This is a genomic window from Streptomyces sp. NBRC 110028 (assembly GCF_001417735.1).
In the GTDB taxonomy this organism is placed as follows: domain Bacteria; phylum Actinomycetota; class Actinomycetes; order Streptomycetales; family Streptomycetaceae; genus Streptomyces.
In genome coordinates this window covers 54,956-80,252 of sequence record NZ_BBUZ01000043.1, presented here as the reverse complement: position 1 = coordinate 80,252, position 25,297 = coordinate 54,956, and the positions used below count along the sequence as shown (strand labels likewise).

Genomic DNA, 25,297 nt, shown 5'->3' with positions numbered 1-25,297 from the left:
GCTTGTCCGTCAGCCGAAGCGACCGGAGATGTAGTCCTCGGTGGCCTGGACGGACGGGTTGGAGAAGATCCGCTCGGTCTCGTCGATCTCGATGAGCTTGCCGGGCTGGCCGACACCGGCCAGGTTGAAGAAGGCCGTACGGTCCGAGACGCGCGCCGCCTGCTGCATGTTGTGGGTCACGATGACGATCGTGAACCGCTCCTTCAGCTCACCGATCAGGTCCTCGATGGCGAGGGTCGAGATCGGGTCCAGCGCCGAGCAGGGCTCGTCCATCAGCAGCACGTCGGGCGCTACCGCGATGGCGCGGGCGATGCACAGCCGCTGCTGCTGACCGCCGGAGAGCCCGGCACCCGGCTTGTTCAGCCGGTCCTTGACCTCGTTCCACAGGTTGGCGCCCTTGAGGGACTTCTCGACGACGTCCTGCAGCTCGCTCTTCTTGTACGAGCCGTTGAGCTTCAGCCCGGCCGCGACGTTCTCGAAGATCGACATCGTCGGGAAGGGGTTGGGGCGCTGGAAGACCATGCCGACCGTGCGCCGCACGGAGACGGGGTCGATGCCGGAGGCGTACAGGTTCTCGTCGTCGAGCATCACCTTGCCCTCGACCCGGCCGCCGGGGGTGACCTCGTGCATCCGGTTGAGGGTGCGCAGGAAGGTCGACTTGCCGCAGCCGGAGGGGCCGATGAAGGCGGTCACCGAGCGGGGTTCGACGGTCATCGAGATGTCCTCGATGGCCTTGTGGCTGCCGTAGTAGGCGGTCAGCCCGCTGACGTCGATGCGCTTGGCCATGTGAATCACTTCTCTTCTTTGTGGCCTCAGCGGCCGGTCTTCGGGGCCTTCCAGCGGGCGATGCCGCGGGCCACCAGGTTCAGGATCATGACGAAGGCGATGAGTACGAGCGCCGCGGCCCAGGCGCGGTTGAACGACGCCTCGTTGCCGAGCTGCCACTGCTCGTAGATGTAGTACGGCAGCGACGACTGGGCGCCTTCGAAGGGGTTCGGGTTGATCGCCTGGGAGCCGAAGACCAGCAGCACGATGGGGGCGGACTCACCGGCGATACGGGCGACCGCGAGCATCACACCCGTGGTGATCCCGCCGATCGAGGTGGGCAGCACCACCTTGAGGATGGTGCGCCACTTGGGCACGCCCAGCGCGAGCGACGCCTCGCGCAGCTCGTCCGGGACGAGCTTGAGCATCTCCTCGGTGGAGCGGACCACGACCGGCATCATCAGGATGGCCAGCGCCATGGCACCGGCGAATCCGGAGTAGTCGAAGCCCAGGATGATGATCCAGAAGCTGAGGATGAACAGACCGGCCACGATGGACGGGATGCCGGTCATGACGTCGACGAAGAAGGTCACGGCCTTCGCGAGCCGCCCGCGCCCGTACTCGACCAGGTAGATGGCGGTCAGCAGGCCGATGGGGGCCGCGATGACGGTGGCGATGCCGACCTGCTCCAGGGTGCCGAGGATCGCGTGGTACGCGCCGCCGCCGGGCAGGATGGTCTGGACGCCGTCCATGGAGTGGCTGAGGAAGTAGCCGTCGAGCACGGTCTTGCCGCGGTTGATGGTCTCGAAGAGCAGCGAGAACAGCGGGACGACCGCGATCAGGAAGCAGAGCCACACCAGGCTGGTGGCCAGCTGGTTCCTGGCCTGCCGGCCGCCCTCGACCGAGGCCGTGACGCCGTAGGAGAGGACGACGAAGAGCAGGGCCGCGATCAGCCCCCACTGCAAGGGGTTGCTCATGCCCGCCGCGCTGCCGATGCCGACGCCCGCGGCGATCGAGACCGCGGCCAGCCCCAGCGGGGCCCAGCGGGGCAGTCGTGCCTGGGCGAGGGCGGACGCGCGCGGCGTGCTGGTGTCGATGGTCGTGTCGCTCATGCTGCGGTCCCCGAGTACTCCTTGCGGCGGGCGATGATCATGCGCGCGGCGCCGTTCACCAGCAGGGTGATGACGAACAGGACCAGACCGGAGGCGATGAGCGCGTCACGCCCGTTGCCGTTGGCCTCCTTGAAGTGGCTGGCGATGTTCTGCGCGAAGGTGCCGCCGCCCGGGTCCAGCAGGCTGGCGTTGATCAGGTAGCTGGGGGACAGCACGGTGGCGACCGCCATGGTCTCGCCCAGCGCGCGGCCGAGGCCCAGCATCGAGGCGCTGATGATGCCGGAGCGGCCGAAGGGGAGGACCGACATCCGGACGACTTCCCAGCGGGTCGCGCCGAGCGCCAGCGCGGCCTCCTCGTGCGTCTTCGGGACCTGCCGGAACACCTCGCGGGTCACGCTGGTGACGATCGGCAGGATCATGATCGCCAGCAGGATGCCGACGGTGAACAGCGACCGCGCGGCGCCGCCCTGGTACGACAGGACCTTGGTCCAGCCCAGGGTGTCGTCCATCCAGGTGTACAGACCCGTCAGATGCGGCACCAGGAAGAGCGCGCCCCACAGGCCGTAGACGATGCTGGGGACCGCGGCGAGCAGGTCGATCACGTATGCGACCGGGGTGGCCAGCCGCCGCGGGGCGTAGTGCGAGATGAAGAGCGCGATGCCGACGGCGATCGGGACCGCGAGCACCATCGCGATGATCGAGCTGACGACCGTGCCGAAGGCGAGGACCGCGATGCCGAAGCGCATCGGGGTCGAGCCGGTGCTCCACTCGAAGGCGGTGAGGAAGTTGGCCTCGTCCTTGGAGATCGCGATGGCGGCGCGGTACGCGAGGAAGACCGCGATGGCCGCCATGATCACCAGGAGGGCGATCCCGGAGCCCCGGGAGAGGCCGAGGAAGATCTTGTCACCGGCCCGGCCGGTGGAGCGGGTCGGGACCTTGGGCTGTGACCCGGCGGATGTGGAAGTGGGTTCTATATCCGTTTTCATGGGTTCTCCGGTCTGCGGAGCCGGATGGGGGTGAGGCTCCTGGTGCGGCGGTGCACCGGACATACGGCCTGCTCCGCCCCGGCGGTCGGCCGGAGCGGAACAGGCCGCACACGTCAGGTCAGGAGAGGCTGGAAATGCTCTCGCGGACCTTCTTGGCGATCGAGTCGGGCAGCGGGGCGTAGCCCAGTTCCTTCAGCGCGGACTGGCCGCCCTCGCTCGCCGCGTAGTTCAGGAAGGACTTGGTGGCCTTGAGCGTGCCGGCCTTGTTGCCCTTGTCGCAGGCGATCTCGTAGGTGACCAGCGTGATCGGGTAGGCGCCGGCCGCCTTGGTGTCGTACGCCAGGTCCAGGGCCTGGTCCTTGCCGGTGCCCGCGGGCTTGGCCTCGGCGATGGCCTTGGAGGCGTTCTCGACGGTGGCCTGGACCGGGGCCGAGGCGCCGGTGTCCAGGTCGACGGTCTTGATGCTGTTGGCGGTCGCGTACGACAGCTCGAAGTACGAGATCGCCCCGGAGACCTGCTTGACCTGCGAGGAGACACCGGAGGACCCGTCGGCGGACTGGCCGCCCTTGCCCTCCCACGCCTTGCCCGGCTCGTGCGGCCACGCCTTCGGGGCGGCGGCCTTGAGGTACTTGGTGAAGTTGTCGGTGGTGCCGGACTCGTCCGAGCGGTGGAACGCCTGGATCTTGAGGCTCGGAAGCTTCACGCCCTTGTTGAGCGCCTTGATCGCGGGGTCGTCCCACTTGGTGATGTCCGAGTTGAAGATCTTGGCGAGGACATCGGCGTTGAGGGTCAGCTTGTCCACGCCGGGGACGTTGAAGCCGACCGCGATCGGGCCGCCGACCATCGGCAGGTTGATGCCCTGGCCGCCCTTGCACATCTTCTTCGAGGAGGCGACCTCCTCGGGCTTGAGCGCCGAGTCCGAGCCCGCGAAGGCGGTCTTGCCCTGCAGCCACTCCTGGATGCCCGCGCCCGAGCCGGTGGCCTTGTAGTTGAGCTTGACGTCCTTGCACGCCCCGCCGTAGTTCTTCGTCCACAGGTCCATGGCGTTCTTCTGCGCGGACGAGCCGGAGGCCAGGAGCTGGCCCTTGCCTTCGCACGTGATGTCGCCGGTGGCTTTGGCGCTGCTGCCGCCGCCGGAGTTGTTGTCCGAACCGCAGGCGGTGAGGACGAAGGCGCCGGACAGGGCGAGGGCACCGGCGGCGATGGCGCGAAGCCGGTTGTTGCGCTGAAGCTTCACTTTCAGGGATTCCTTCCAGAAGCCGCCGGTGGGGGACGGCGCGGGACGTAATGGAGCGCAGGGGTGGTGGTGCGCCGGACGGCGCGAGGCCGGGCACGGGGGCTCGGTCTGCGCCTCAGTAGGGCTGAAATTAGGCAGATCAGATGAAGCGACCGATGGGCGCGAGTGAACGAGTGGTGAACCTCGGCCGTCAGTGTGGTGGCCGGATAACGGCTGGGTCACAGCGCGGTCGCGGTCCGGTTTGCGCCCGCTTCTCCCCTTCATCGCGCCTTACATCCGCTTCAGGCCGCTCCCGCTCGCTCTCGTCCACTTCTGTCCTCTCATGCCCCCGGATCGCGTCGGGTGTACGGCCGACCGGCGCGTGGCTCTGTCGGATTGCGGTACGGCATGTCACTATCCGTCCCTACTTCGAGGAGAGGAGGCCGGTCGGGTGAGGCGGGACGGAAGAGGGAGGGGCGCGGGCGTCGCCGCGGCCGCCGCGCTCGTCTGCGCGCTGGGAACGTCGGCCGCGCCCGGCCCGGCGTACGCGGCGCCCGGCGAACCGGAGCCGACCCGGGGCGGCTCCGGCGGCACCGCGTTACGCGCCGGGCGGCTGGAGGAGGTCCGCTCGCGCGTGGACGGCCTCTACCGGCAAGCGGAATCAGCCACCGACGCGTACAACCTCGCGCGGGAGAAACAGACGCGCCAGGAGAAGTCGATCCTGAGGATCGCGCGGGCCGTGGTGAAGACGCGGAAGGAGATGGCCGGGCTGCGGGAGCGCGCCGGGGCGCTGGCGCGGGCCCAGTACCGCGGCGGCGGGATGCCGGCCGAGGCGCGGCTGCTGCTGGGCGGCGACCCCGATGGCTTCCTCGAGGACTTCGCCCTCGCGCGCAAGGGCGAGAAGGCGGTCCGCGGGCTGATGAACCGGCTGGAGCACACCCGGACGGTGCTCGACCGCTACGCCGACTCCGCCTCCCGTGAGTGGGAACGGCTCGACCGCAGCCGGGCGCGCAAGGCGGCCGCCAAGAAGGAGATCACCGAAAAGCTCGCCCGGGCCCGGCGGCTGGAATCGCGGCTGGAGGTCACGGAGCGGGACCGGCTGCGGCGGCTCCAGGAGGAGCGGGACCGGGCGTCCCAGGCGAAGTGGCTCAAGACCGGCATACTGCGGGAGGCCGGCGGACGCTCCAGCTCGGTGGGGCGGCGTGCGATCGACTTCGCGACGGCCCAGATCGGCAAGGCCTACGTATGGGGCGCCGTGGGCCCGGACGCCTACGACTGCTCGGGGCTGACCCAGCGGGCCTGGGCCTCGGCCGGGCGGGCCATCCCGCGGACCTCGCAGGAGCAGTGGCGGCTGCTGCCGAAGGTGGACACCGCGCGCATGCGCCCCGGTGACCTGGTCATCTACTTCAAGGACGCCAGCCATGTGGGGATCTACGTGGGCGACGGCGCGATCGTCCACGCCCCGCGCCCGGGCCGTCAGATCACCCTGGCCGGGGCGGGTTCGATGCCGATCCTGGGCGTGGTGCGCCCGGACGCCTCCTGATGCGGGCTGATTTCATACTGAGGGGTGATTCAGGCGATATGTCCGCCTCGCCCCGGTGTGGTTGGGGCGTGTGCCGTGCCATCCGTGTTCGGTTCCACAAAAGGGCGACGAGTTCGCGTGACCTTTGTCATTCGGGCCCCTGTCCGGATTCTGCCAAGTCGCCCAGAGCGTGGGGCATATGACGAAAGTGGCGTCCGAGAGGTCATTCCACGGGGCCCGGACCGAGCGCTAAAGTCGGCGGGCAGTATCCGGCTTCCACGCCCTGAACCGACCAGGAGGTGCGAGCCGTTCGTGCGGTCCGCCGGTCGGCGGCGGGCGCCGCGCCCTCGGGGGGAGGGAAGGAATCGAGCGATGTCCGTACCCGTGCCGAGGCAGCGGGAGGCAGTGGCCACCGAGGCCCGGCCGGCCGCCCTGCCCGACAGCGGGCTCACCCTGCTGGTGATCGAGGACGATCCGGCCGGCGCCTTCAACGTCCCCGAGATGCTGGACACCGAGGGCAACCGGGTCCGTATCCGTACGGCCCGCAACCTCACCGAGGCCGCCCGGCTGCTCACCGACGGGGTGCAGTGCATCCTGCTCGACCTGGCCCTGCCCGGCCCCGAGCACGAGGCGGAGGACGCGCTCGACACGCTGCGCTCCGTACTGAAGCTCGCCCCCACCCAGGCCGTCCTGGTCCTCACCGCCGAGGACGACGCCGAGCGCGCCGCCGAGGCCGTCCGGGTCGGGGCGCAGGACTTCCTCTTCCGCGACGAGCTGGACGGCCGCATCCTCAGCCGCGCCATCCGGTACGCGGTCGAGCGAAAACGCTCCGACCTCGCCCAGCGCCAGCTCACCGAGTCCCGGCTGCGCGCCCAGGAGAACGCCCGGCTGGAGCGCGGACTCCTGCCCACCCCGCTGCTCCAGGGCTCCGGACTGCACTTCGCCGCCCGCTACCGGCCCGGCCGCAGCCGGGCCCTGCTCGGCGGCGACTTCTACGACACCGTCCGCACCCCGGACGGCACGGTGCACGCGATGATCGGCGACGTCTGCGGCCACGGCCCCGACGAGGCCGCCCTCGGCGTGGAGCTGCGGATCGCCTGGCGCGCCCTGACCTTCGCCGGGCTCTGCGGCGACCAGCTGCTCGGCACCCTCCAGCAGGTGCTGGAGAACGAGCGCCCGGACGACGAGATCTTCGCGACCCTGTGCACCGTCGACATCGCCCCGGACGGCCGCCGGGCCGGGGTCTGCCTCGCCGGGCACCCCTCACCGCTGGCGGTACGGCCCGGAATGGCGCCCCGGCTGCTGCCCACGGACGAGAACGGCCCCGCGCTCGGCCTGCTGCCGAACGCCCGCTGGCCGCGCCGCCAGGTCGAGCTGGGCGGCGCCTGGAGCCTGATGATGTACACCGACGGGCTGATCGAGGGCCGCGTCGGGGCCGGGGTGCAGCGGCTCGGCCAGGAGGGGATGGTCGAGATCGTCGCCCGCCAGATGGCGACCGGGCTGCGCGGCGAGGAGCTGCTGGACGCCACGGTCACCGAGGTGCGGGCGCTGAACGGCGGCGAGCTGACGGACGACCTCGCGGTGCTCCTGCTCGACCGCTGCTGAGGCCGCCGAGGGCCGCCGAGGGGCGCCGCTCGCGCCCCCGGGCGCGCTACCGGCCGCCGTTGTAGGGCCCGTACGGACCGTCGGAGCTGGAGCCGCGCCCCCGCGGCCAGCCACGGCCGCCGCCGGAGATCTGCCGCACCGCCGGGCGTACGTCGACCATGTACACGATCGTCGCGATCAGCCCGATGATCGGCAGGAAGCTCATGATGCCCATGAAGAAGTTCACCACGGCCGCGAGCCCCAGGATGATCATCCAGAAGGGCTTGGTCTGCTTGTCCGCGGCCCGGTAGGCGGCCTCGCGGCGGATCGCGGAGTCGACGAAGGCGAACAGGCTGAAGAGGAGAAGGCCCCAGGAGACCCAGTACAGCAACTCGCCGAAACCTTGCACCAGCACGCTGTCCACCGCCTAGAAGAGACGCTTAGAGAGTAGAGGGATGAGCGTTACGGGCCACCGTACCCGCTGACGGGGCCGGGCACGCCCGTCGCGTACCCGGCCCCTGCGCTCGCGATGGCGCCCGTCCGTCAGCTGTTCGGCTTCGAGTCGGGCTTCTTCGTGGGGGCGGGCTTGCGGGCCGGGGCCTTCTTCGCCGGGGTGGCCGGCTTGGCCGAGGCCTTCGGCGACTCCTTGGCGGAGTCCACCGCGACCGGCTGCGACGGTGCCTTCGGCGCGCTCTTCCCCTCGTGGGGCTCGATCGCGGAGGCGATGTCGACGACCTCGTCGGCCGCCTCGCCGCGCCAGGTCTTCACGACCTCCTGGCCGTGCTCGGCGACCTCGTCGTACCGCTCCCGCGCCTTGACGGCCAGCTCGGCGGCGCGGCCGACGCCCTGCAGGGCGAGGTCCTGCGCCGAGTCACGGAGCCGCTTGAGGTCGGTGTCCAGGGAACCCAGCACCTCGTTGAGCTTGCCCTGGGCGCCCTTCGCCTGCTGGGTGACCCGGTCCTGGACGGCCTTCGGGTCGGTGTTGCGCACCGCGTTGAAGCGCTCGGGGGCCTCCGCGACGATCTTCTCGACCAGCGTCGGCACCTCCTTGAGCTTCTGGGCCGCGAGGTCGGCCGTGCCCGCCACGAAGTAGAGCGGGGTCGGGTCGGTGAGGGTCTTGCGTACGTCGTCGGTGATGGCCATGGCTGCTGGTCCTCCCGGATCAGTTCGAGGGTGTGGCGACGTCGGCGTCGGCGGTGAGGGTGTCGTCCGCGTCGGTCCCGTCCGCGTCGGTCCCGTGTCCGTTCTCCTTGCGGAAGGACTCGTAGATCTGGAGCAGCACCTGCTTCTGCCGCTCGTTGATCGTGGGATCGGCGAGTATCACGCTGCGCACCTCGGTTTCCTCCCGATCGCGCTCGTCGAGGATCCCCGCCTGGACGTACAGGGTCTCGGCGGATATCCGCAGCGCCTTCGCGAGCTGCTGCAGGATCTCGGCGCTCGGCTTGCGCAGCCCGCGCTCGATCTGGCTGAGGTACGGATTGGACACCCCGGCGGCGTCGGCCAGCTGCCGCAGCGAGAGCTGGGCGCTGCGCCGCTGCTCCCGCAGGAAGTCGCCGAGGTTGCCGACGTTCAGTGATGCCATGCCTTCGATGCTGCACCAGGAGTGCTAACTTTTGCAAGCAAACTGCTTGCAAAAGTGGTGCGTGCCACCCGCCCGGCTGCTTCACGCCGTGCGGCCTCCTTCACGCCGTGCGGCGACTGGCGGCCGGAGCCGCGTAGTGCACCGCCAGGCCACAGTGGCCGGGCATGACGTCGGGGCGCAGCACCAGGTTCTCGTCGTAGTCCCCGCCGTTCTGGCGGCGGAAGGGGATCGGGGCGGCGGTCGGCAGGGCGGCGAGCCGTTCCCGCAGCGCGGCGGCGTGGTCCTGGTACTCCTCGGCGGAGAGCCGGTCCGCGCCGTAGACGACCTGCGGCGGCAGGACGGACATGCCGCTGTACCAGAGCGTGCCGTGCTGGAGCGGGAACAGCAGATGCTCGATGTCGCCGTTGACGCCGCGCGGCCCGAGCCCCGGTTCGCGGGCCCCGGCGGTGAGCAGGACCATGGCGCGCTTCCCGGCCAGCTTGCCGTCCCCGTAGCGCAGGGTACGGCCGTCGGGGCCGGTGACGCCGAAGGCGAAGCCCTTCACGAAGACGCGGTCGAACCAGCCCTTGAGGATGGCGGGCATCCCGTACCACCACAGCGGGAACTGCACGATCAGCGCGTCCGCCCAGGCGATCTTCTCCTGCTCGGCGCGGATGTCCTCGCTCAGCGTCCCGGCGGCGTAGGCGTCGTGCGAGGAGGCGCCGACGACCAGGCGTTCGCCGTCGTCATGCCGGAAGTCGGCGCTGTCCACGACCGGGTTCCAGCGCATGGCGTAGAGGTCGGACACCCGGCACTCATGGCCCAGCTCCCGCAGGGCGCGCAGGCCCTCGTCGCGCAGGGAGCCGCTCAGCGAGCGCGGTTCGGGGTGGGCGAATATCCACAGCACGTTCATACCGGTCAGCGTCGCAACGCGCCCGCCGGGCGACGAGTGGCCGGATGGCCAGGATGTGTGAGGATCTGGCCAACGGATCTGGCCATCGAGGATCCGGCCGCCGCGCTCCAGGGCCCCGGGGCTCAGGCTCCGTAGGGGCGGGCCGCGCGGGCGGTGCGGAGGGCTTCGGCCCACCAGGCGAGCTGGTCGAGCATGGCCGTTGCGGCGGTGTCGGGGCCCCTGGGGTCGGTGGGGCGGCCGTCCGGGCCGAAGGCGTCCCAGGCGCCGTGGAAGCTGACCGTGTCGCGCACGGTGACGGCGTGGACCTCGGCGAAGACGGGCCGCAGATGCTCGACCGCGCGCAGACCGCCCGAGATGCCGCCGTAGGAGACGAAGCCGACGGGCTTGGCCTGCCACTGGCTGTGGTGCCAGTCGATCGCGTTCTTCAGCGGGGCGGGATAGCTGTGGTTGTACTCGGGGGTGACGACGGCGAACGCGTCCGCCGCGTCCAGGCGGGGCGTCACGGCCTCCAGGGCCTTGGCGTCCTCGGGGCCGGGGCGGTGGGTGAGGGAGGCCGGGAGCGGGGTGTCGGCCAGGTCGACGACGTCCACACTCATGTCCTCGCGCAGCGCGGCGCGGCCGGTGAACCAGTTCGCGACCTTGGGTCCGAAGCGGCCCTCGCGGGTGCTGCCGACGATGACGGCGAGACGGATGGGGGCGCCGGTGGAGGCGGCGGTAGCGGTAGTCATGGGAAAAGACTCGGACTTAAACAAAGGTTGAAGTCAAGCTACTCTCGGCAGCATGACGCACCTCACCTGGAAAACCCATGAACTGACGGTCGGCGAGCTGGCCGAGCGCAGCGGAGTCCCCGCCTCCGCGCTGCGGTTCTACGAGCGCGAGGGGCTCATCCACAGCCGCCGCACCTCCGGCAACCAGCGCCGCTACACCCGCGACACGCTCCGCCGGGTGGCCTTCGTGCGCTCCTCGCAGCGGGTCGGCATCCCGCTGTCGAGGATCCGGGAGGTGCTGTCGCTCTTCCCCGAGGACCACGTCCTGACCAAGGAGGACTGGGCGCGGATCTCCGAGTGCTGGCGCACGGACCTCACCGAGCGCATCGAGCAGCTGGAGAACCTCCGCGACCATCTGACCGACTGCATCGGCTGCGGCTGTCTGTCGATCGACAAGTGCGCGCTGGCCAACCCCTACGACAAGCTGGGCGAGCAGGGCGCGGGCGCCCGCCGGCTGCTCAAGTCCAGCTGCTGAGGGCTTCGTCGGGCCCTTCAGAACATGTCGGGGCACCACGGGCGGCGCGGGGTGCGCAGCAGGGTGTCGGCCAGGGCGGCGGCGCCGGGGCGCTCCTCCTCGGCGCGGCCCAGGGCGGTGAGGCGGACCGGCGACTCGTCGCCCAGCCAGACGGTGCCCAACTCGCCGATGCCCATGGTCAGATCGGCCGGGCGGGTGGTGGGGGCGCAGGTGGCGCCGTCCGGGCTCGCGTCCAGCAGGAAGCGGCCGCCCGCCAGCCCGGCCGGGTCGCGCAGGTCGAGGACGAGGGAGCCGGAGACCGGGTACGTACGGGTCTCCAGCAGCGCGGGGACGTCCAGCGGGCGCAGCCACAGGTAGTCGGCGTAGGTGGTGGGGCGGGCCGCCCGCGGGTCGGCGAGGAGCAGGGGGAGCAGATCGTCCGGGGCGCGTCGGCCGGCGGCGATGTACAGGACCCAGTCGATGGAGCACAGGAAGTGCCACAGCGCCCGCTCGGCGGCCGGGCTGACGCCGAACAGGTCGAGGACGGTGGCGGTGTTGTGCGGCCGCTTGTTGCCCTCCCAGCGGTCGTCGACGGTGAAGGCGAGCAGGCCGTCGACCGAGCCGTCGGGGGAGCGGTAGAGGGCGTAGAACGGTTCGGCGGTCCAGCCGTCGCCCGGGAAGCGGAGCCGGCCGGTGGTGAGCCGCCACCAGCGCTCGGTGCGGTCGACGGCGCCGTGTTGCCGGGCGCGCAGCCGCTCGTGCAGGGCGGGGCCCAGCTCCCGTATCTCGTCGGCGTCGGCGTAGTCGACCCGGCCGCCGTCCGTGGGTCCGGCGTAGTGCGGATCGAGACCGGCGCGGGCGACGTCCACCATCCACTCGGTGACCCAGGTGGCAGGGCCGAAGCCGTACCGCCCGTAGATCGGGTACTCGGCGGCGAGCAGCGAGGCGACCGCGTCCCCCCGCTCCTTGGCCGCACGCAGGTCGTGCTCCATCATGCGGCTGAGCAGGCCCCGGCGGCGGTGGGTGGGCGACACGGTGACATTGGTGACCGCATCGGCCGGTACGTCGGCCCCGCCGACCGCCGTCAGCCGCTGCGCGAAGCTGCGGAACGTGGCGACGCAGCGGTCCCCCTCGAACGCCCCCTGGGTGCGGTCCAGGTCGATGCCCGCCCGCCGCACCTCCAGCTCTTCCTTGGAGACCTCCGGCGACACCAGAAAGCCCACGTGCTTCGCGCGGATCCAGGCGGGGACGTCGGAGGCATCGAGGGAGGTACGGATGCGGGCGGCCATGCGGCCACGCTAGGCGGCCGCGGAACAGGCCGCACGCGAATATTTATCCCCAGCCTGTGGATATCCGGCGCGCGTTCCAGGAAAGGAGTGCTACGAGAGCAGGTCGTCGACCTGGGCCTCGCCCTCGCGGTACCGGCGGGCGATCTCGGCACCGCACCGGTCGGCGGTCCGCTGGAGCCCCTGCCGCCGCCGGGACACCTGCTGCTCGAACCCCTCCAGGCGGCCCATCGCGCCGCGCAGCTCCTCGTCCGTACGCGCCGGAAGATCCGACAGGCCGACCTCGGCCAGCATCTCCTCGGCCAGCCGCTCGCACTCCGCGCTGTGCGGGGTGCCGAGCGTCACATGGCGGGCGGAGGTGCGGTGCCGGGACGGTACGTCCGCCAGGATCTCGGGCAGCAGCTCCACCAACTCCGCGGGCGGCGCCGACGGGCCGTCCGCCGCCATCGGCGCCCCCGGCGCGCGGCGGCGGGCCAGCTCGGCGCGGAGGATGTCGATCCGGCCGTGCAGCAGTCTGCGTACGTAGCTCAGGTCCGCCTCCTCGCGCTGCGCGGAGCGGCGCAGCGCGCGCAGCTCCGCCAGCCGCAGCCCGCCCATCGCGGCCGGAGCCGCCCCCGCCCCTGCCGCCGCCCCCGCCGCCGACGGCACGGCCTCGGCGTCGGCCAGCCGCCCGCCGCGCTGGCTCGGCGGCCGCGCCGGCAGCGGGCTCTCGGTGGCCATGGGCCGCTCGGTGCCCGGTGTGATCATGCTTGTCCGTCCCCTCCAGCGATGCGTCATTCCCGCAGTTCCTGCCCACCTGCACCGCCTGCACGCATCGTGCCACTCCGAATGGCCCCTGTGCAGCGGCCGTCCACCCGATCGGCCCCGATGGGCGCGGGGCATGATGGTGCGTATGCGTGCTGTGGTACAGAGAGTGGACGGGGCGAGCGTCGTCGTGGACGGCGAGACGACCGGGGAGATCGTCGGTCAGGGGCTGTGCGTCCTGGTCGGGGTGACGCACGACGACACCCCGGAGAAGGCGGCCCAGCTGGCCCGCAAGCTGTGGTCGGTGCGCATCCTGCCCGGCGAGAAGTCCTGCTCGGACCTGGGCGCCCCGCTGCTGGTCATCAGCCAGTTCACGCTGTACGGGGACGCCCGCAAGGGCCGCCGCCCCACCTGGAACGCGGCGGCGCCCGGCGAGGTCGCCGAACCGCTGGTGGACGAGGTGGTGGCGCGGCTGCGGGAGCTGGGCGCCCAGGTGGAGACGGGCCGGTTCGGAGCGGACATGAAGGTCTCGCTCACGAACGACGGCCCGTTCACGGTGATCGTCGAGGTGTGACAGCAGGCAGGCGCTACGGCTCGACGACCGTCTCCTGCGAGGCGGCCGTGGTGTCCGCGATCAGCGCCGCGTCCACCGGTACGTTGCGCTTCACCAGCGCGAGCGCGATCGGGCCCAGCTCGTGGTGGCGGGCCGAGGAGGTGACGAAGCCGAGCTGGCGGCCCTCCTCGCCGTCCGCCGCGAGCCGTATGGGCGCGCCGTGGCCCGGCAGCTTCACCTCGCTGCCGTCGAGGTGCAGGAAGACCAGCCGCCGCGGCGGCTTGCCCAGGTTGTGCACCCGGGCGACCGTCTCCTGGCCGCGGTAGCAGCCCTTCTGCAGATGGACGGCGGTGCCGATCCAGCCCAGCTCGTGCGGGATCGTGCGGTGGTCGGTCTCCAGGCCGAGCCGCGGCCGGTGCGCCTCGACGCGCAGCGCCTCGTACGCCAGGACGCCGATCGGCGGGCCGCTCGCCGCCGCGAAGGACTCCAGGTCGGTGCGCGGCAGGAACAGGTCGCGGCCGTGCGCGGTCTCGCGGGCGACGGCGCCCTCGGGGGTCTCGGCGATGCTGCCCGCCGGGAGGTGGACGACCGCGTGACTCTCGGTGCGGTCGGCGATCTCGACCCGGTAGAAGAACTTCATGCTCTCCAGGTACGCGATCAGATCGCCCTGGCTGCCGGGCTCCACATGGGCCCAGGTGGTCTCGCCGTCGTCGACGAGGTAGAGCGCGTGCTCGATGTGGCCGTGCGCGGACAGGATCAGCGCCTCGGTGGCCTCGCCGGCGGGAAGCTCGCTGACGTGCTGGGTGAGCAGCAGATGCAGCCAGCTCAGCCGGTCGGCACCGGTGACCGTGACCACTCCGCGGTGCGAGAGGTCCACGAAGCCGGTGCCGTCGGCGAGCGCGCGCTGCTCGCGGAACAGGTCGCCGTAGTGGGCGGCGACACCTTCGTCGGGGCCCTCGCCGGGGACGGCGCCGGGCAGCGACAGCAAAGGGCTCTTCATGTGCTTCACCCTACGACGTGGCCGCCCGGCCCCCGGCGGCGTCCTCCGCGGGGTCGGCGGCGGAACACCGGGCGCAGCGGCCGAAGATGGCGAAATGCTTCATGTCGGTGTCGAAGCCGAAGGACGCCCGCAGCTGCCGGGTGAAGGACTCGGCGACCGAGACGTCGGCCTCGATGACCTCCGTGCAGTCCCGGCACACCAGATGGAGGTGGTGGTGCCGGTCGGCCAGGTGGTAGGTGGGGGCGCCGTGCCCGAGATGGGCATGGCTGACCAGGCCCAGCTCCTCCAGCAGCTCCAGCGTGCGGTAGACGGTGGAGATGTTCACCCCGCTCGCGGTACGGCGCACCTCGGTGAGGATGTCGTCCGGAGTGGCGTGCTCCAGGCGGTCGACGGCTTCGAGCACGAGCTGGCGCTGCGGGGTCAGCCGGTAGCCGCGCTCCCGCAGATCGGTCTTCCAGTCGGTGGTCGCCACGGTGCCAGTGTAGGCGGCGAGGCACCGGTGCGCGGTCGTGCTCGGTTGGAGCGGCCGGGGAGCGGGGGCCTCAGCGGAAGAAGGCGATCCCGTCGTCCGGCAGGTCCTTGAGGTCCTTGGCCCACTCGCGCGGGTCGACGACCTTCTTCAGGTGCGCGGACATGTACGGGCGCAGCTCGACCTCGGGGGTGGCCTTCTCGCCGACCCACATCAGATCGCTGTTGACGTAGCCGTACAGCCGCTTGCCGCCCGAGTACGGGCCCGAGGCGGAGGTGCGCGCCACGGCGTCGGTCGCCAGGTCGATCTGCGGCTTGCCGTCGGCCAGCTCGCCGTACCAGACCTCGACGACGCCCTGGTCGCGGATCATCACGACCTCGACCTTGCGGTCCTTGTCGATCCGCCAGTATCCGGACTCGGATTCCAGCGGGCGGACCTTCTTGCCCTCGGAGTCCAGCACCCAGGTGTGCGAGATGTACTCGATGAAGTCGCGGCCGTCGTGGGTGAAGGTCGCTTCCTGCCCGAAGTTGCACTTCTCGGCGCCGGGGAAGTCCGATACGCCGGCGCCTTCCCAGTTGCCGAGGAGGAAGGCCAGCGGCACCAGGTCCGGGTGGAGGTCGGAGGGAATCTCGATCATGGGTTCAGACGATCCGTCGCTAGGCGGGCTGGGGCGAGGGGCGGGAGCGCTCAGCGCTGGCCCTGGTAGAGCTTCTTCCAGGTCAGCCCGACGAAACCGAGGCTGGCCACGATGACCAGGATCAACAGGGTGGTGAAGACTGCCTCAAGCACGAGCTGCTCCTCATAAAGGATGACGGACCGGACCCGAGTCTAGTAGCCGGTTCCGGCCGCCGGTCCGGCGGGCGGCTCCGCGCCGTGCCGCGCGGCGGCAAGCCTAGGCTGTACGGCATGGCGAACAAGCTCGTGATCAAGGTGACGGCGGGCGCGGACGCGCCCGAGCGGTGCTCGCAGGCGTTCACGGTGGCGGCGGTGGCCGTGGCGAGTGGGGTCGAGGTCTCGCTGTGGCTGACCGGTGAGTCGACGTGGTTCGCGCTGCCGGGCCGGGCGGCGGACTTCTCGCTGCCGCACGCGGCGCCGCTGCCGGAGCTGATCAGCGGCATCCTGGCGGGCGGGACGATCACCGTGTGCAGCCAGTGCGCGGCGCGGCGGGAGATCGACGAGGCGGATCTGATCGAGGGCGCGCGGATCGCGGGGGCGCAGGTCTTCGTGAGCGAGATCATGCCGGACGGCGTGCGGGCGCTCGTCTACTGACCCCGTCCCGGACCGCCGATCAGTGCCGGTGGTGGTGCTCGTCCAGCTCCCGCCACCACCGGTCGGACTCCGGATCCCCCGACTCGTCCCACCAGCGGTCCTGCGGGCCCCGGCGGTTGGCGACGATGGCCGCCAGCGGCGGGATGACCATCGCGACGATGCACATCGCGACGGCGGCGGGCACGGACCACAGACGCACGAAGGCCCAGGCCGAGATGAAGAGCGTCAGACACGCGCCCATCAGGAAGAAGTATGCGTGGCGGCGTCGCGCGTACATATGGCCAGGATACGTCCGGGGCTCCCGCGCCGACAGACGGAAGGGCCGCATCCCGCCGAGGCGTCCAACCCCGGGATGCGGCCCTTCCGCGGTACGACGCGTGGGGGCGTCAGACGGTGATGGCGACCTCCGCCAGACCGCCCTTCTGGGCGACGACCGTACGGTCGGCGGTGCCACCCGGGACCAGGGCGCGCAGCGTCCAGGTGCCCTCGGCGGCGTAGAACCGGAACTGTCCGGTCGCGGAGGTGGGGACCTCGGCGGTGAACTCGCCCGTGCTGTCCAGGAGACGCACGTAGCCGGTGACGGGCTCGCCGTCGCGGGTCACCTGGCCCTGGATCGTGGTCTCACCGGGCTTGATGGTCGAGGCGTCGGGGCCGCCTGCCTGCGCTCCACACATGTGTCTGTCCTTACGTGTTTCGGGGAGGAGAGGGGGTCAGCTGCCGGAGCCGAGCTCGATCGGCACGCCCACCAGCGAGCCGTACTCGGTCCAGGAACCGTCGTAGTTCTTGACGTTGGTCTGGCCGAGCAGCTCGTGCAGCACGAACCAGGTGTGCGCGGAGCGCTCACCGATGCGGCAGTAGGCGATGGTGTCCTTCGACAGGTCGACGCCCTCGCCCTCGTACAGCTCCTTGAGCTGGTCGTCGGACTTGAAGGTGCCGTCGTCGTTGGCCGACTTCGACCACGGGATGTTGCGGGCGCTCGGGACGTGGCCCGCGCGCTGCGACTGCTCCTGCGGGAGGTGCGCCGGCGCGAGCAGCTTGCCGGAGAACTCGTCGGGCGAGCGGACGTCGACCAGGTTCAGGTTGTCGATGGCCGCCACGACGTCGTCGCGGAAGGCGCGGATCGAGGTGTCCTGCGGCTTGGCCTTGTACTCGGTCTTCGCACGGGTCGGGACCTCGGCGACCAGGTCGCGCGAGTCCAGCTCCCACTTCTTGCGGCCGCCGTCGAGGAGCTTCACGTCCTGGTGGCCGTAGAGCTTGAAGTACCAGTAGGCGTACGACGCGAACCAGTTGTTGTTGCCGCCGTAGAGGACGACGGTGTCGTCGTTGGCGATGCCCTTCTCGGACAGCAGCTTCTCGAAGCCCGCCTGGTCCACGAAGTCACGGCGCACCGGGTCCTGGAGGTCCTGCTTCCAGTCGATCCGGATGGCGTTCTTGATGTGGTTCTTGTCGTAGGCGGACGTGTCCTCGTCGACCTCCACGATGACCGTCTTGGGGTCATCGATGCGGGCCTGTACCCAGTCGGCGTCCACCAGGACGTCACTGCGGCTCATGTATCTCTCCTCCGGGGCAGTTGCGGCGGTACGGGCGCTCGACGCGCGGCGCTGCGCGGAGCCTGGTCGCGAGCGTACGAGCGGAGTGCGGGACGGCCCGGTGGACGGGCCGGAGGGGGCGGGGCCGAAGCTGCGGTGGCCGTGCGCGCCCTCGGTTTCAGACGGTGCGACAGAGCATGGCGGCGACGCGGCACAGGTCGACTGCCCGCCGCTTCGTGAGATCCGCCTGTCGCTTCATGGGTCCGATCGTAAGGACGGACGGGTGGGCATGTCACCGGCGTGTCGCATGGTGAGACGCTTATGTCCGCGATGTGGACACGGCGGGGTGCGGAGGGCTACGGGGAACGGCCGCCGGGGTGCCCGGCGGCCGTCGGTGTCTGTCATCGCGGACATGATCGTCTCGTCAGGTGGACGCGAGACGGTCCGTGCCGGGCGGGTCAGCCCGTCAACGCGACGTTATTACCCGCGACCGAGACGTCTATGCCGTCCTTGCCGGTCTTCACCGTCTCCAGCCGCATGCCCCGCGGCATGCCGTCGATTTTCCGCTCCATGTCGGTGCGCTCGCGCACCTTGTCCTCCCACCGCGGGATGGAGCCGCCCGGGATGCGCTCGGCGTGCAGCTTGATCGTGTCTCCGTTGACGATCGTCACCCTGGAGCGGGCGCTGAGGCTGAAGCCCAGCAGATTCCCGGTGATCTTGACCTGGTTGGCCCCCGACGGGTCGTAGCTCACCGTCACCCCCGGGCCCGCGGCCCGGGAGAGGTCCGCGTAGGAGATATGGGCCGAGCCGCTGGCCCGGTCCGCGGTGGCCGTGGAGAAGTTCCCCCCGATGCGGACGTCGTGCAACTGGGCGTCCAGCTCGGAGACGCGGACGGTGGTCCCGCCGCCCGCGTCCGTCGTCAGCCCGTCCACGCCGACGTCCACCTCGTCCAGCTCCTTGCCCACGACCTGGGTCAGGAACGGGAAGCCCTTGATCGAGACGCTGGGGGCGGTGGTCAGCCCCTGTGAACTCTTGATCTTGTCGGCGGCCTTGGACTCCGCCATGGAGACCGCCAGCCGGTCGGCGCCGACGAAGAGACCGCCGAGGATGACGGCGACGATCAGTGTGATGCGTAGTGCGCGCATATCCGTAGATCCCCCAGGCTCTCGCTCAGGCCCTCGCCTGATGCAGCGAGCCTATAGGGGGTGGACACCTGGGGACCTACCACCTCAGACCAGCGCATCAGACCAGGGTGCGGCCCAGCACGTAGACGGCCGGCGCGGCGGCCGCGAGCGGCAGGGCCACCCCGGCCGTCATGTGGACGAAGCGGGACGGGTAGTCGTACGCCGCGACCCGCAGCCCCACCAGCGCACACGCCCCGGCCGCGAGCCCCAGCACGGCGGCCGCGGCGGTCCCGGTGCCGGTGAGCTGCCCGGCCCCGGCGCCCGCCCCGGCGGCCGCGAGCAGCCCGAGGGCGACGGCGGCGGGCGTCGGCAGCGGCAGCGCGCGGGCCAGGGTGCCCACGGCGACCGCGGCGGTGCCCACCACCACGGCGTCCGAGGACTCGTCGACGGCGGCCAGATACCCGGCCGCGATCACGGTGAGGGCGCTCGAGACGACCGCCGCGGTCAGCCCGTACAGCCGCTCGTCCGCCGAGGCGTGGCTGCGCAGTTGGAGGACGATCACCAGCAGCAGCCAGACGCCGATCGTGCCGATGAGCACCGTCGGGGCGTGGACGCGCTCGGTGGCGAGCAGCCCGGCGTCGGCCGCCAGGCCGCCCGCGAAGGCGAGCGCGATGCCCTGCCGGGCGGGCCACATGCCGTTCAGCCGGAACCAGCCCGCCGCCGTGACCGCCTGCAGCAGCGCCACGGCGACGGCGACCCCGAATTCGCCGAGCGGCGCGGTGGCCGCGAGCAGGGCGGCCAGCACGGCCGTGAGGGCGGCCGGCCGCAGCCCGGGGTCGATGATCTGGGGGCGGCCCTCGGCGCGCGCCTTCTCGGCGGCGGTCATCGGCCGGGCGGGCTCCGGCGCGGCGGGCGCGGGCCCGGGTGCGGTGGGCGCGGGCGCGGCGGGCCGCTGCGCCTGCGGGCGGGGGTGCGCGGCCTGCTGGTACTGCTGCTGTTGTTGGTGCTGCTGCGCGTAGTGCCGCTGCTGGTCCCAGCCCGCCGCGTACTGCTGCTGCGCGGCGTACGGATCCGCGTACGGCTGCTGGTACGGCTGTTGTGGTTGTTGTTGTTGCTGTTGCTGGGGATATTGCTGCTGCGGGTACTGCTGCTGTGCGTACGCCTGCTGCTGCGGGTAGCCGTACCCGGGCTGCTCCTGGGCGTACGCGCCGTAGGGGTCGGCGGGCGGCTGCTGCTGTCCCTCGTGCGGCGGCTGGTAGGACCCGTACGGCCCATGCGGCTCGTACGGTTGCTGTGGATCGTGCGGCTGGTTGCTCATGACGTCGTAGGTCACCCTCCTGCGAACGGCGGAAGCACCTCGACCGTGCCGCCCTCGGCCAGTTGGACCGTCGTGTGATCACGGGTGCCGACGGGCGCGCCGTCGACCAGGAACGAACAGCGCAGCAGGACCCGGGAGAACTCCGGACGCAGGGCGTGCCGCTCGCGTGCCGCGTCGAGCGCGTCGGCCAGCGTCGCCGCGGCGTACGGCTCCTCGGCGGTGCCTGCCGCCGCCCGGGCCGCGGCCCAGTACCGGATGGTTCCGGCGGGCGTTTTCTTCAGCGCCATCGCGTGTCCCTCTCCCGTCATCTGCCGCCCTCCATGATGACGGGTGCGGGAGGGCCCCGTGGACGCGGTACGCCCCGGGCAAAACCCGGGCCGTACCCGGGCCTGCTCGCTTAGGGTTTCGGTTGTGCTGGTCCGACTCATACGGGCGTATCTGAGGCCCTATACCCGAACGATCACTTTGATCGTGCTATTGCAGCTCGTGCAGACACTGGCGACCCTCTATCTGCCCACCCTCAACGCCGACATCATCGACGACGGCGTCGTCAAGGGCGACACCGGCTACATCCTCACCACCGGCGGTCTGATGGTCGCCGTCACGCTGGTGCAGATCGTGTGCGCGATCTGCGCCGTCTACTTCGGCGCCCGCACCGCCATGGCGCTCGGCCGGGACATCCGGGCCGATGTCTTCGACCGGGTGCAGTCCTTCTCCGCCCGTGAGATGGGCCGGTTCGGGGCTCCCTCGCTGATCACCCGCACCACCAACGACGTGCAGCAGGTGCAGATGCTGTGCCTGATGTCCTTCACGCTGATGGTGTCGGCGCCCATCATGTGCGTCGGCGGCATCGCCATGGCGCTCAATCAGGACGTGCCGCTCTCCGGGCTGCTGCTGCTGATCGTGCCGGTGCTGGGCATCACCGTCACCCTCATCGTCCGCCGGATGCGCCCGCTGTTCCGGCACGTCCAGGAGCGCATCGACACCGTCAACCGGGTGCTGCGCGAGCAGATCACCGGCATCCGGGTGATCCGGGCCTTCGTCCGCGACGGCCATGAGCGGACCCGGTTCACCGGCGCCAACGCCGCGCTGATGGACGTCTCGCTGCGGGCCGGGCGGCTGATGTCGCTGATGTTCCCCACCGTGATGCTGGTGGTGAACCTGTCCAGCGTCGCCGTGGTGTGGGCCGGTGGCCACCGCATCGACAGCGGCGGGATGCAGATCGGCGCGCTGACCGCCTTCATCAGCTACCTCATGCAGATCCTGACGTCGGTGATGATGGCCACCTTCATGTTCATGATGGTGCCGCGCGCCGAGGTGTGCGCCGAGCGCGTCCAGGAGGTGCTGGACACCGGGACCAGCGTCGTCCCGCCCCTGAAGCCGGTCGCGCTCCCCGCCGGCGGCGGCCGCGGGCTGCTGGAGCTGCGGGGCGTGGAGTTCCGCTACCCGGGCGCCGAGGAGCCCGTGCTGCGCGACATCTCGCTGACCGCCCATCCCGGCCGGACCACCGCCGTCATCGGCTCCACCGGCAGCGGCAAGTCCACCCTCCTCGGGCTGGTGCCCCGGCTGTTCGACGTGACCGACGGCAGCGTCCACCTCGACGGCGTGGACGTCCGCGACCTCGACCCCGCGGTGATGTCCCGGTCCATCGGCCTCGTACCGCAGAAGCCGTACCTCTTCTCCGGCACCGTCGCCTCCAACCTGCGGTACGGAAACCCGGACGCCACCGACGAGGAGCTGTGGCGGGCCCTGGAGACCGCCCAGGCGCGGGACTTCGTCGAGGCCATGGAGGGCGGCCTGGAAGCGCCCATCGCCCAGGGCGGCTCCAATGTCTCCGGCGGGCAGCGGCAGCGGCTGGCGATCGCCCGCGCCCTGGTCCTCAAGCCGTCCGTCTACCTCTTCGACGACTCCTTCTCGGCGCTCGACTACGCCACCGACGCCCGGCTGCGGGCGGCGCTGACGGACGAGACGGGGGAGGCGACCGTCGTCATCGTCGCCCAGCGGGTGTCGACCATCCGCGGCGCGGACCGGATCGTGGTCCTCGACGAGGGGCGCGTCGTCGGCAGCGGCACCCATGGCGAGCTGATGGACGGCAACCAGACCTACCGGGAGATCGTGCTCTCCCAGCTCACCGAGCAGGAAGCCGCATGAGCCGCTCGTCCCGATCGCCTCGATGGAAGGGCAGCGTATGAGTACCCCGGCACCCCGCAGGGGCCCCGCGCCCGCCGCCGGGCCCGGCCGCTTCATGGGCGGCCAGCCCGTCGAGCGGTCCATGGACTTCCGCGGTTCCGGCCGCCGTCTGCTGGCCGCCCTGCGCCCCGAGCGCGGTATCGCCTTCGCCGTCCTCGCCCTGTGCACGGTCAGCATCTCGCTGTCGGTGCTGGGCCCCAAGGTGCTCGGCCACGCCACCGACCTGATCTTCGCGGGCATCATCGGACGGCGGCTGCCCGACGGCCTCACCAAGGCCGAGGCCGTCCAGCACCTGCGCGACAGCGGCCAGGGCACGGTGGCCGACATGGTCGCCTCGATGAACGTGACGCCCGGCCAGGGCATCGACTTCGGCGCCGTCGGCACCGTCCTGCTGTGGGCGCTGGGCCTGTACGTCGTGGCCTCGCTCCTCAACCTGGTCCAGGCCCGGGTCGCCACGAACATCGTCCAGCGCGCGGTCTTCCGGCTGCGCGAGGACGTCGAGCACAAGCTGGCGCGGCTGCCGCTGTCGTACTTCGACCGGCAGTCGCGCGGCGAGGTGCTGTCGCGCGCCACCAACGACATCGACAACATCCAGCAGACGCTGCAGCAGACCCTCAGCCAGATCATGGCCTCGACTCTGACCCTGGTCGGCGTGCTGGCCATGATGTTCTGGATCTCGCCGCTGCTGGCGCTGGTCGCGCTGGTCACCGTCCCGGTGTCGGTGCTGGTCGCGACGCGCGTCGGCAAGCGCGCCCAGCCCCAGTTCGTGCAGCAGTGGAAGACCACGGGCCGGCTCAACGCCCATATCGAGGAGATGTACACCGGCCACGCGCTGGTGAAGGTGTTCGGGCGGGAGCGGGAGTCCGCCGCGATCTTCCGCGCGCAGAACGAGAAGCTGTACGAGGCGGGCTTCCGCGCCCAGTTCATCTCCGGGCTCATCCAGCCCGCGATGACGTTCATCGGCAACCTCAACTACGTCCTGGTCGCCGTGGTCGGCGGGCTGCGGGTGGCGAGCGGGGCGCTGTCGATCGGCGACGTCCAGGCGTTCGTCCAGTACTCCCGGCAGTTCAGCCAGCCGCTCACCCAGGTGGCGTCCATGGCCAACATGGTCCAGTCGGGCGTCGCCTCCGCCGAGCGGGTCTTCGAACTGCTGGACGCGGAGGAGCAGACCCCGGACCCGGAGGGGCCGGTGGGGCCGCGCACCGTGCTCGGCCAGGTCGAGTTCGAGGACGTCTCCTTCCGCTACCAGCCCGACACGCCCCTCATCGACGGGCTCTCGCTGTCGGTGAGCCCCGGCCAGACCGTGGCCATCGTCGGCCCGACCGGCGCGGGCAAGACCACCCTGGTCAATCTGCTGATGCGGTTCTACGAGGTCAGCGGCGGCCGCATCACGCTCGACGGCGTCGACATCGCCACCATGCCGCGCGAGGAGCTGCGCTCCCACATCGGCATGGTCCTCCAGGACACCTGGCTGTTCGGCGGCACCATCGCGGACAACATCGCCTACGGCTCGGAGGGCGCCTCCCACGAGGCGATCGTGGCGGCGGCGAAGGCCACCCATGTGGACCGCTTCGTACGCACCCTGCCCGACGGCTACGACACGGTGATCGACGAGGAGGGTTCCAACGTCAGCGTCGGCGAGAAGCAGCTGATCACCATCGCCCGCGCCTTCCTCTCCGGGCCGTCGATCCTGGTCCTGGACGAGGCGACCAGCTCCGTCGACACCCGCACCGAGGTCCTCATCCAGCACGCCATGGCCTCGCTGCGCACCGGCCGCACCAGCTTCGTGATCGCCCACCGGCTCTCCACGATCCGGGACGCGGACGTGATCCTGGTGATGGAGGCGGGCCGCATCGTGGAGCAGGGCAGCCACGACTCCCTGGTGGCGGCCCAGGGCGCGTACGCCCGGCTGTACGCGGCCCAGTTCGCGGAGCCGGTGGCCGAACCGGAGTGACGGCCCTGGGCCGGGTCAGGTGTGGGCCAGCGCCCATCCCGCGACCCGGTCCAGCAGCTCCGCCGGGGCCGCCGTCTCCGCGTGGCCGAAGCCCGGCTCGATCCACAGCTCCGTGGACGCCCGGTCCGCCGCCGCCATCAGCATCCGTGGATGGTCCAGCGGGAAGTACGGGTCCCGGTCGCCGTGCACGATCAGCAGCGGCGTCGGCGCGATCCGGGGGACCGCCGCCACCGGCGGCAGCGGCTCCGGGTTCCAGCCGCGGGCGTCGATCCGGGTCCGCAGCCCGTAGCGGGAGACCAGCCGGCCGGTGGGCCGGGTGATCGCCCAGTGGACGCGGCGCATCGGGGCCGTCCCCCGGTAGTACCAGCGCGCGGGCGCGCTCACGGCGACGACCGCGTCCGCCCCCGAGGCGTGCGCCCCCGTGCGCCCCTCGCGCTCCTCATCCGGATCGGGCTTGTTCCGTGCGTACAGCGCCGCATGGCGGAGCACCACGGAGCCGCCCATCGAGAAGCCGACCGTGATCACCCGCCGGTGGCCCAGCTCCCGGGCCCAGCGCACCGCGGCCGCCAGGTCCAGCACCTCCCGGTCGCCGACCGTGGACCGCCCGCCGGACCGGCCGTGACCCCGGAAGGAGAACGTGATCACGGCCGTACGCTGCGTGAACGCCGACGCCACCCGGCGCAGCGCGGGCCGCTCCAGGGCGCCGGTGAAACCGTGCGCGACCACGATCACAGGCGCCCCGGCGGATGGACCGCCGCCCGCCGGGGAAGGCTCGTAGCGGGTCTCGATCGGGACCCCGTCCTCGGTGAGCAGCGTGGCTCTCCGAGCGCCCGCGGCGGCCGGGGGAAGGAAACGACGAGCGGATTCAGCCTCTCCACCGGGTGTCATGTGGGTTATTCTGCTGGGTGAAGGATCCGGGCAATGTCGCCCCCGGGTCCTTTTGTGCTTTCAGGGGCACCGCGCGCGTTTGAGCACTGAGAC

Annotated in this window: 29 protein-coding genes; 7 read left to right on the top strand and 22 right to left on the bottom strand. The window is 71.2% G+C overall.

Going from position 1 to position 25,297, the window contains the following annotated elements:
• Positions 1-9: 9 nt before the first annotated feature.
• The 4 genes from pstB to pstS form a co-directional block, all read right to left on the bottom strand.
• A complete protein-coding gene (gene pstB, locus ASC60_RS32645) occupies positions 10-786 on the bottom strand; it encodes a phosphate ABC transporter ATP-binding protein PstB (protein ID WP_055557300.1) in 777 nt (258 codons plus the stop codon).
• A gap of 26 nt (positions 787-812) precedes the next feature.
• A complete protein-coding gene (gene pstA, locus ASC60_RS32640) occupies positions 813-1,877 on the bottom strand; it encodes a phosphate ABC transporter permease PstA (RefSeq protein WP_055557299.1) in 1,065 nt (354 codons plus the stop codon).
• On the bottom strand, positions 1,874-2,863 hold the full coding sequence (gene pstC, locus ASC60_RS32635; protein WP_055557298.1) for a phosphate ABC transporter permease subunit PstC: 990 nt from the start codon (positions 2,861-2,863) through the stop codon (positions 1,874-1,876). Before pstC ends, pstA begins: the two co-directional genes overlap by 4 nt.
• A 118-nt stretch (positions 2,864-2,981) precedes the next feature.
• Positions 2,982-4,100 carry a phosphate ABC transporter substrate-binding protein PstS gene (gene pstS, locus ASC60_RS32630; RefSeq protein WP_055557297.1) on the bottom strand — a complete coding sequence of 373 codons (1,119 nt, stop codon included), beginning with the start codon at positions 4,098-4,100 and terminating at the stop codon, positions 2,982-2,984.
• A gap of 430 nt (positions 4,101-4,530) precedes the next feature.
• Here pstS and ASC60_RS32625 point away from each other — a divergent pair, with 430 nt between their 5' ends.
• A complete protein-coding gene (locus ASC60_RS32625) occupies positions 4,531-5,622 on the top strand; it encodes an NlpC/P60 family protein (protein WP_055557296.1) in 1,092 nt (363 codons plus the stop codon).
• 351 nt (positions 5,623-5,973) lie between these two features.
• Entirely contained in the window at positions 5,974-7,206 is a 1,233-nt protein-coding gene (locus tag ASC60_RS32620; RefSeq protein WP_055557295.1) for a PP2C family protein-serine/threonine phosphatase, read from the top strand.
• A 46-nt stretch (positions 7,207-7,252) separates the two neighbouring features.
• On the opposite strand, the gene ASC60_RS32615 is transcribed toward ASC60_RS32620, so the two are convergent.
• The 5 genes from ASC60_RS32615 to ASC60_RS32595 all read right to left on the bottom strand — a co-directional run bounded on the left by ASC60_RS32615 (position 7,253) and on the right by ASC60_RS32595 (position 10,387).
• Positions 7,253-7,600: a DUF2516 family protein gene (locus ASC60_RS32615; protein WP_055557294.1), complete on the bottom strand. Its 348-nt coding sequence runs from the start codon at positions 7,598-7,600 to the stop codon at positions 7,253-7,255.
• A 128-nt stretch (positions 7,601-7,728) separates the two neighbouring features.
• Entirely contained in the window at positions 7,729-8,328 is a 600-nt protein-coding gene (locus ASC60_RS32610; RefSeq protein WP_055557293.1) for a hypothetical protein, read from the bottom strand.
• 19 nt (positions 8,329-8,347) lie between these two features.
• On the bottom strand, positions 8,348-8,767 hold the full coding sequence (locus ASC60_RS32605) for a helix-turn-helix domain-containing protein (RefSeq protein WP_055557292.1): 420 nt from the start codon (positions 8,765-8,767) through the stop codon (positions 8,348-8,350).
• A gap of 100 nt (positions 8,768-8,867) precedes the next feature.
• Positions 8,868-9,659 carry an NAD(P)H-dependent oxidoreductase gene (locus ASC60_RS32600; protein ID WP_055557291.1) on the bottom strand — a complete coding sequence of 264 codons (792 nt, stop codon included), beginning with the start codon at positions 9,657-9,659 and terminating at the stop codon, positions 8,868-8,870.
• A 122-nt stretch (positions 9,660-9,781) separates the two neighbouring features.
• Positions 9,782-10,387: an NADPH-dependent FMN reductase gene (locus ASC60_RS32595; protein ID WP_055557290.1), complete on the bottom strand. Its 606-nt coding sequence runs from the start codon at positions 10,385-10,387 to the stop codon at positions 9,782-9,784.
• Between the two features lie 52 nt (positions 10,388-10,439).
• On the opposite strand from ASC60_RS32595, the gene soxR reads away from it, so the two are divergent.
• A complete protein-coding gene (soxR, locus tag ASC60_RS32590; protein ID WP_055557289.1) occupies positions 10,440-10,901 on the top strand; it encodes a redox-sensitive transcriptional activator SoxR in 462 nt (153 codons plus the stop codon).
• A gap of 17 nt (positions 10,902-10,918) precedes the next feature.
• On the opposite strand, the gene ASC60_RS32585 is transcribed toward soxR, so the two are convergent.
• Together ASC60_RS32585 and ASC60_RS32580 are read right to left on the bottom strand one after the other, a co-directional pair.
• Positions 10,919-12,169, bottom strand: a complete 1,251-nt coding sequence (locus ASC60_RS32585; protein ID WP_055557288.1) for a GNAT family N-acetyltransferase — start codon at positions 12,167-12,169, stop codon at positions 10,919-10,921.
• 90 nt (positions 12,170-12,259) lie between these two features.
• On the bottom strand, positions 12,260-12,913 hold the full coding sequence (locus ASC60_RS32580; RefSeq protein WP_055557287.1) for a hypothetical protein: 654 nt from the start codon (positions 12,911-12,913) through the stop codon (positions 12,260-12,262).
• A 145-nt stretch (positions 12,914-13,058) separates the two neighbouring features.
• On the opposite strand from ASC60_RS32580, the gene dtd reads away from it, so the two are divergent.
• Positions 13,059-13,484: a D-aminoacyl-tRNA deacylase gene (gene dtd, locus ASC60_RS32575; protein WP_055557286.1), complete on the top strand. Its 426-nt coding sequence runs from the start codon at positions 13,059-13,061 to the stop codon at positions 13,482-13,484.
• Between the two features lie 13 nt (positions 13,485-13,497).
• On the opposite strand, the gene ASC60_RS32570 is transcribed toward dtd, so the two are convergent.
• The 3 genes from ASC60_RS32570 to ASC60_RS32560 form a co-directional block, all read right to left on the bottom strand.
• Positions 13,498-14,463 (bottom strand): folate-binding protein YgfZ, encoded by a 966-nt coding sequence (locus ASC60_RS32570; RefSeq protein ID WP_055557319.1) that lies wholly within the window; start codon positions 14,461-14,463, stop codon positions 13,498-13,500.
• Positions 14,464-14,473: 10 nt separating this feature from the next.
• The gene (locus ASC60_RS32565; protein WP_055557285.1) at positions 14,474-14,935 is read right to left on the bottom strand and encodes a Fur family transcriptional regulator; all 462 of its coding nucleotides are present in this window, start codon (positions 14,933-14,935) and stop codon (positions 14,474-14,476) included.
• Positions 14,936-15,005: 70 nt separating this feature from the next.
• Positions 15,006-15,569 carry an FABP family protein gene (locus ASC60_RS32560; protein ID WP_055557284.1) on the bottom strand — a complete coding sequence of 188 codons (564 nt, stop codon included), beginning with the start codon at positions 15,567-15,569 and terminating at the stop codon, positions 15,006-15,008.
• Between the two features lie 269 nt (positions 15,570-15,838).
• Between ASC60_RS32560 and ASC60_RS32555 the strand changes: the two genes are divergently transcribed.
• Positions 15,839-16,201, top strand: coding sequence for a DsrE family protein (locus ASC60_RS32555; protein ID WP_055557283.1), 363 nt, complete (start codon positions 15,839-15,841; stop codon positions 16,199-16,201).
• 19 nt (positions 16,202-16,220) lie between these two features.
• Here ASC60_RS32555 and ASC60_RS32550 read toward each other — a convergent pair whose 3' ends face one another.
• The 7 genes from ASC60_RS32550 to ASC60_RS32525 all read right to left on the bottom strand — a co-directional run bounded on the left by ASC60_RS32550 (position 16,221) and on the right by ASC60_RS32525 (position 20,459).
• Positions 16,221-16,478: a DUF3099 domain-containing protein gene (locus tag ASC60_RS32550; protein WP_055557282.1), complete on the bottom strand. Its 258-nt coding sequence runs from the start codon at positions 16,476-16,478 to the stop codon at positions 16,221-16,223.
• Between the two features lie 109 nt (positions 16,479-16,587).
• A complete protein-coding gene (locus tag ASC60_RS32545) occupies positions 16,588-16,875 on the bottom strand; it encodes a DUF1416 domain-containing protein (protein ID WP_055557281.1) in 288 nt (95 codons plus the stop codon).
• A gap of 36 nt (positions 16,876-16,911) precedes the next feature.
• A complete protein-coding gene (locus tag ASC60_RS32540; protein WP_055557280.1) occupies positions 16,912-17,751 on the bottom strand; it encodes a sulfurtransferase in 840 nt (279 codons plus the stop codon).
• Positions 17,752-17,908: 157 nt separating this feature from the next.
• Entirely contained in the window at positions 17,909-17,989 is an 81-nt protein-coding gene (locus ASC60_RS44255; protein WP_350203226.1) for a putative leader peptide, read from the bottom strand.
• Between the two features lie 199 nt (positions 17,990-18,188).
• Positions 18,189-18,875 (bottom strand): DUF2993 domain-containing protein, encoded by a 687-nt coding sequence (locus ASC60_RS32535; protein WP_055557279.1) that lies wholly within the window; start codon positions 18,873-18,875, stop codon positions 18,189-18,191.
• A gap of 97 nt (positions 18,876-18,972) precedes the next feature.
• Positions 18,973-20,172 carry a hypothetical protein gene (locus tag ASC60_RS32530; RefSeq protein WP_055557318.1) on the bottom strand — a complete coding sequence of 400 codons (1,200 nt, stop codon included), beginning with the start codon at positions 20,170-20,172 and terminating at the stop codon, positions 18,973-18,975.
• 11 nt (positions 20,173-20,183) lie between these two features.
• Positions 20,184-20,459: a MoaD/ThiS family protein gene (locus ASC60_RS32525; RefSeq protein ID WP_055557278.1), complete on the bottom strand. Its 276-nt coding sequence runs from the start codon at positions 20,457-20,459 to the stop codon at positions 20,184-20,186.
• A gap of 124 nt (positions 20,460-20,583) precedes the next feature.
• Between ASC60_RS32525 and ASC60_RS32520 the strand changes: the two genes are divergently transcribed.
• A complete protein-coding gene (locus tag ASC60_RS32520; RefSeq protein ID WP_055557277.1) occupies positions 20,584-22,323 on the top strand; it encodes an ABC transporter ATP-binding protein in 1,740 nt (579 codons plus the stop codon).
• 37 nt (positions 22,324-22,360) lie between these two features.
• Complete coding sequence (locus ASC60_RS32515; RefSeq protein ID WP_304956833.1) at positions 22,361-24,316, top strand: ABC transporter ATP-binding protein; 1,956 nt, start codon at positions 22,361-22,363, stop codon at positions 24,314-24,316.
• A gap of 15 nt (positions 24,317-24,331) precedes the next feature.
• Here ASC60_RS32515 and ASC60_RS32510 read toward each other — a convergent pair whose 3' ends face one another.
• On the bottom strand, positions 24,332-25,204 hold the full coding sequence (locus ASC60_RS32510; RefSeq protein WP_079038779.1) for an alpha/beta hydrolase: 873 nt from the start codon (positions 25,202-25,204) through the stop codon (positions 24,332-24,334).
• Positions 25,205-25,297 lie beyond the last annotated feature (93 nt).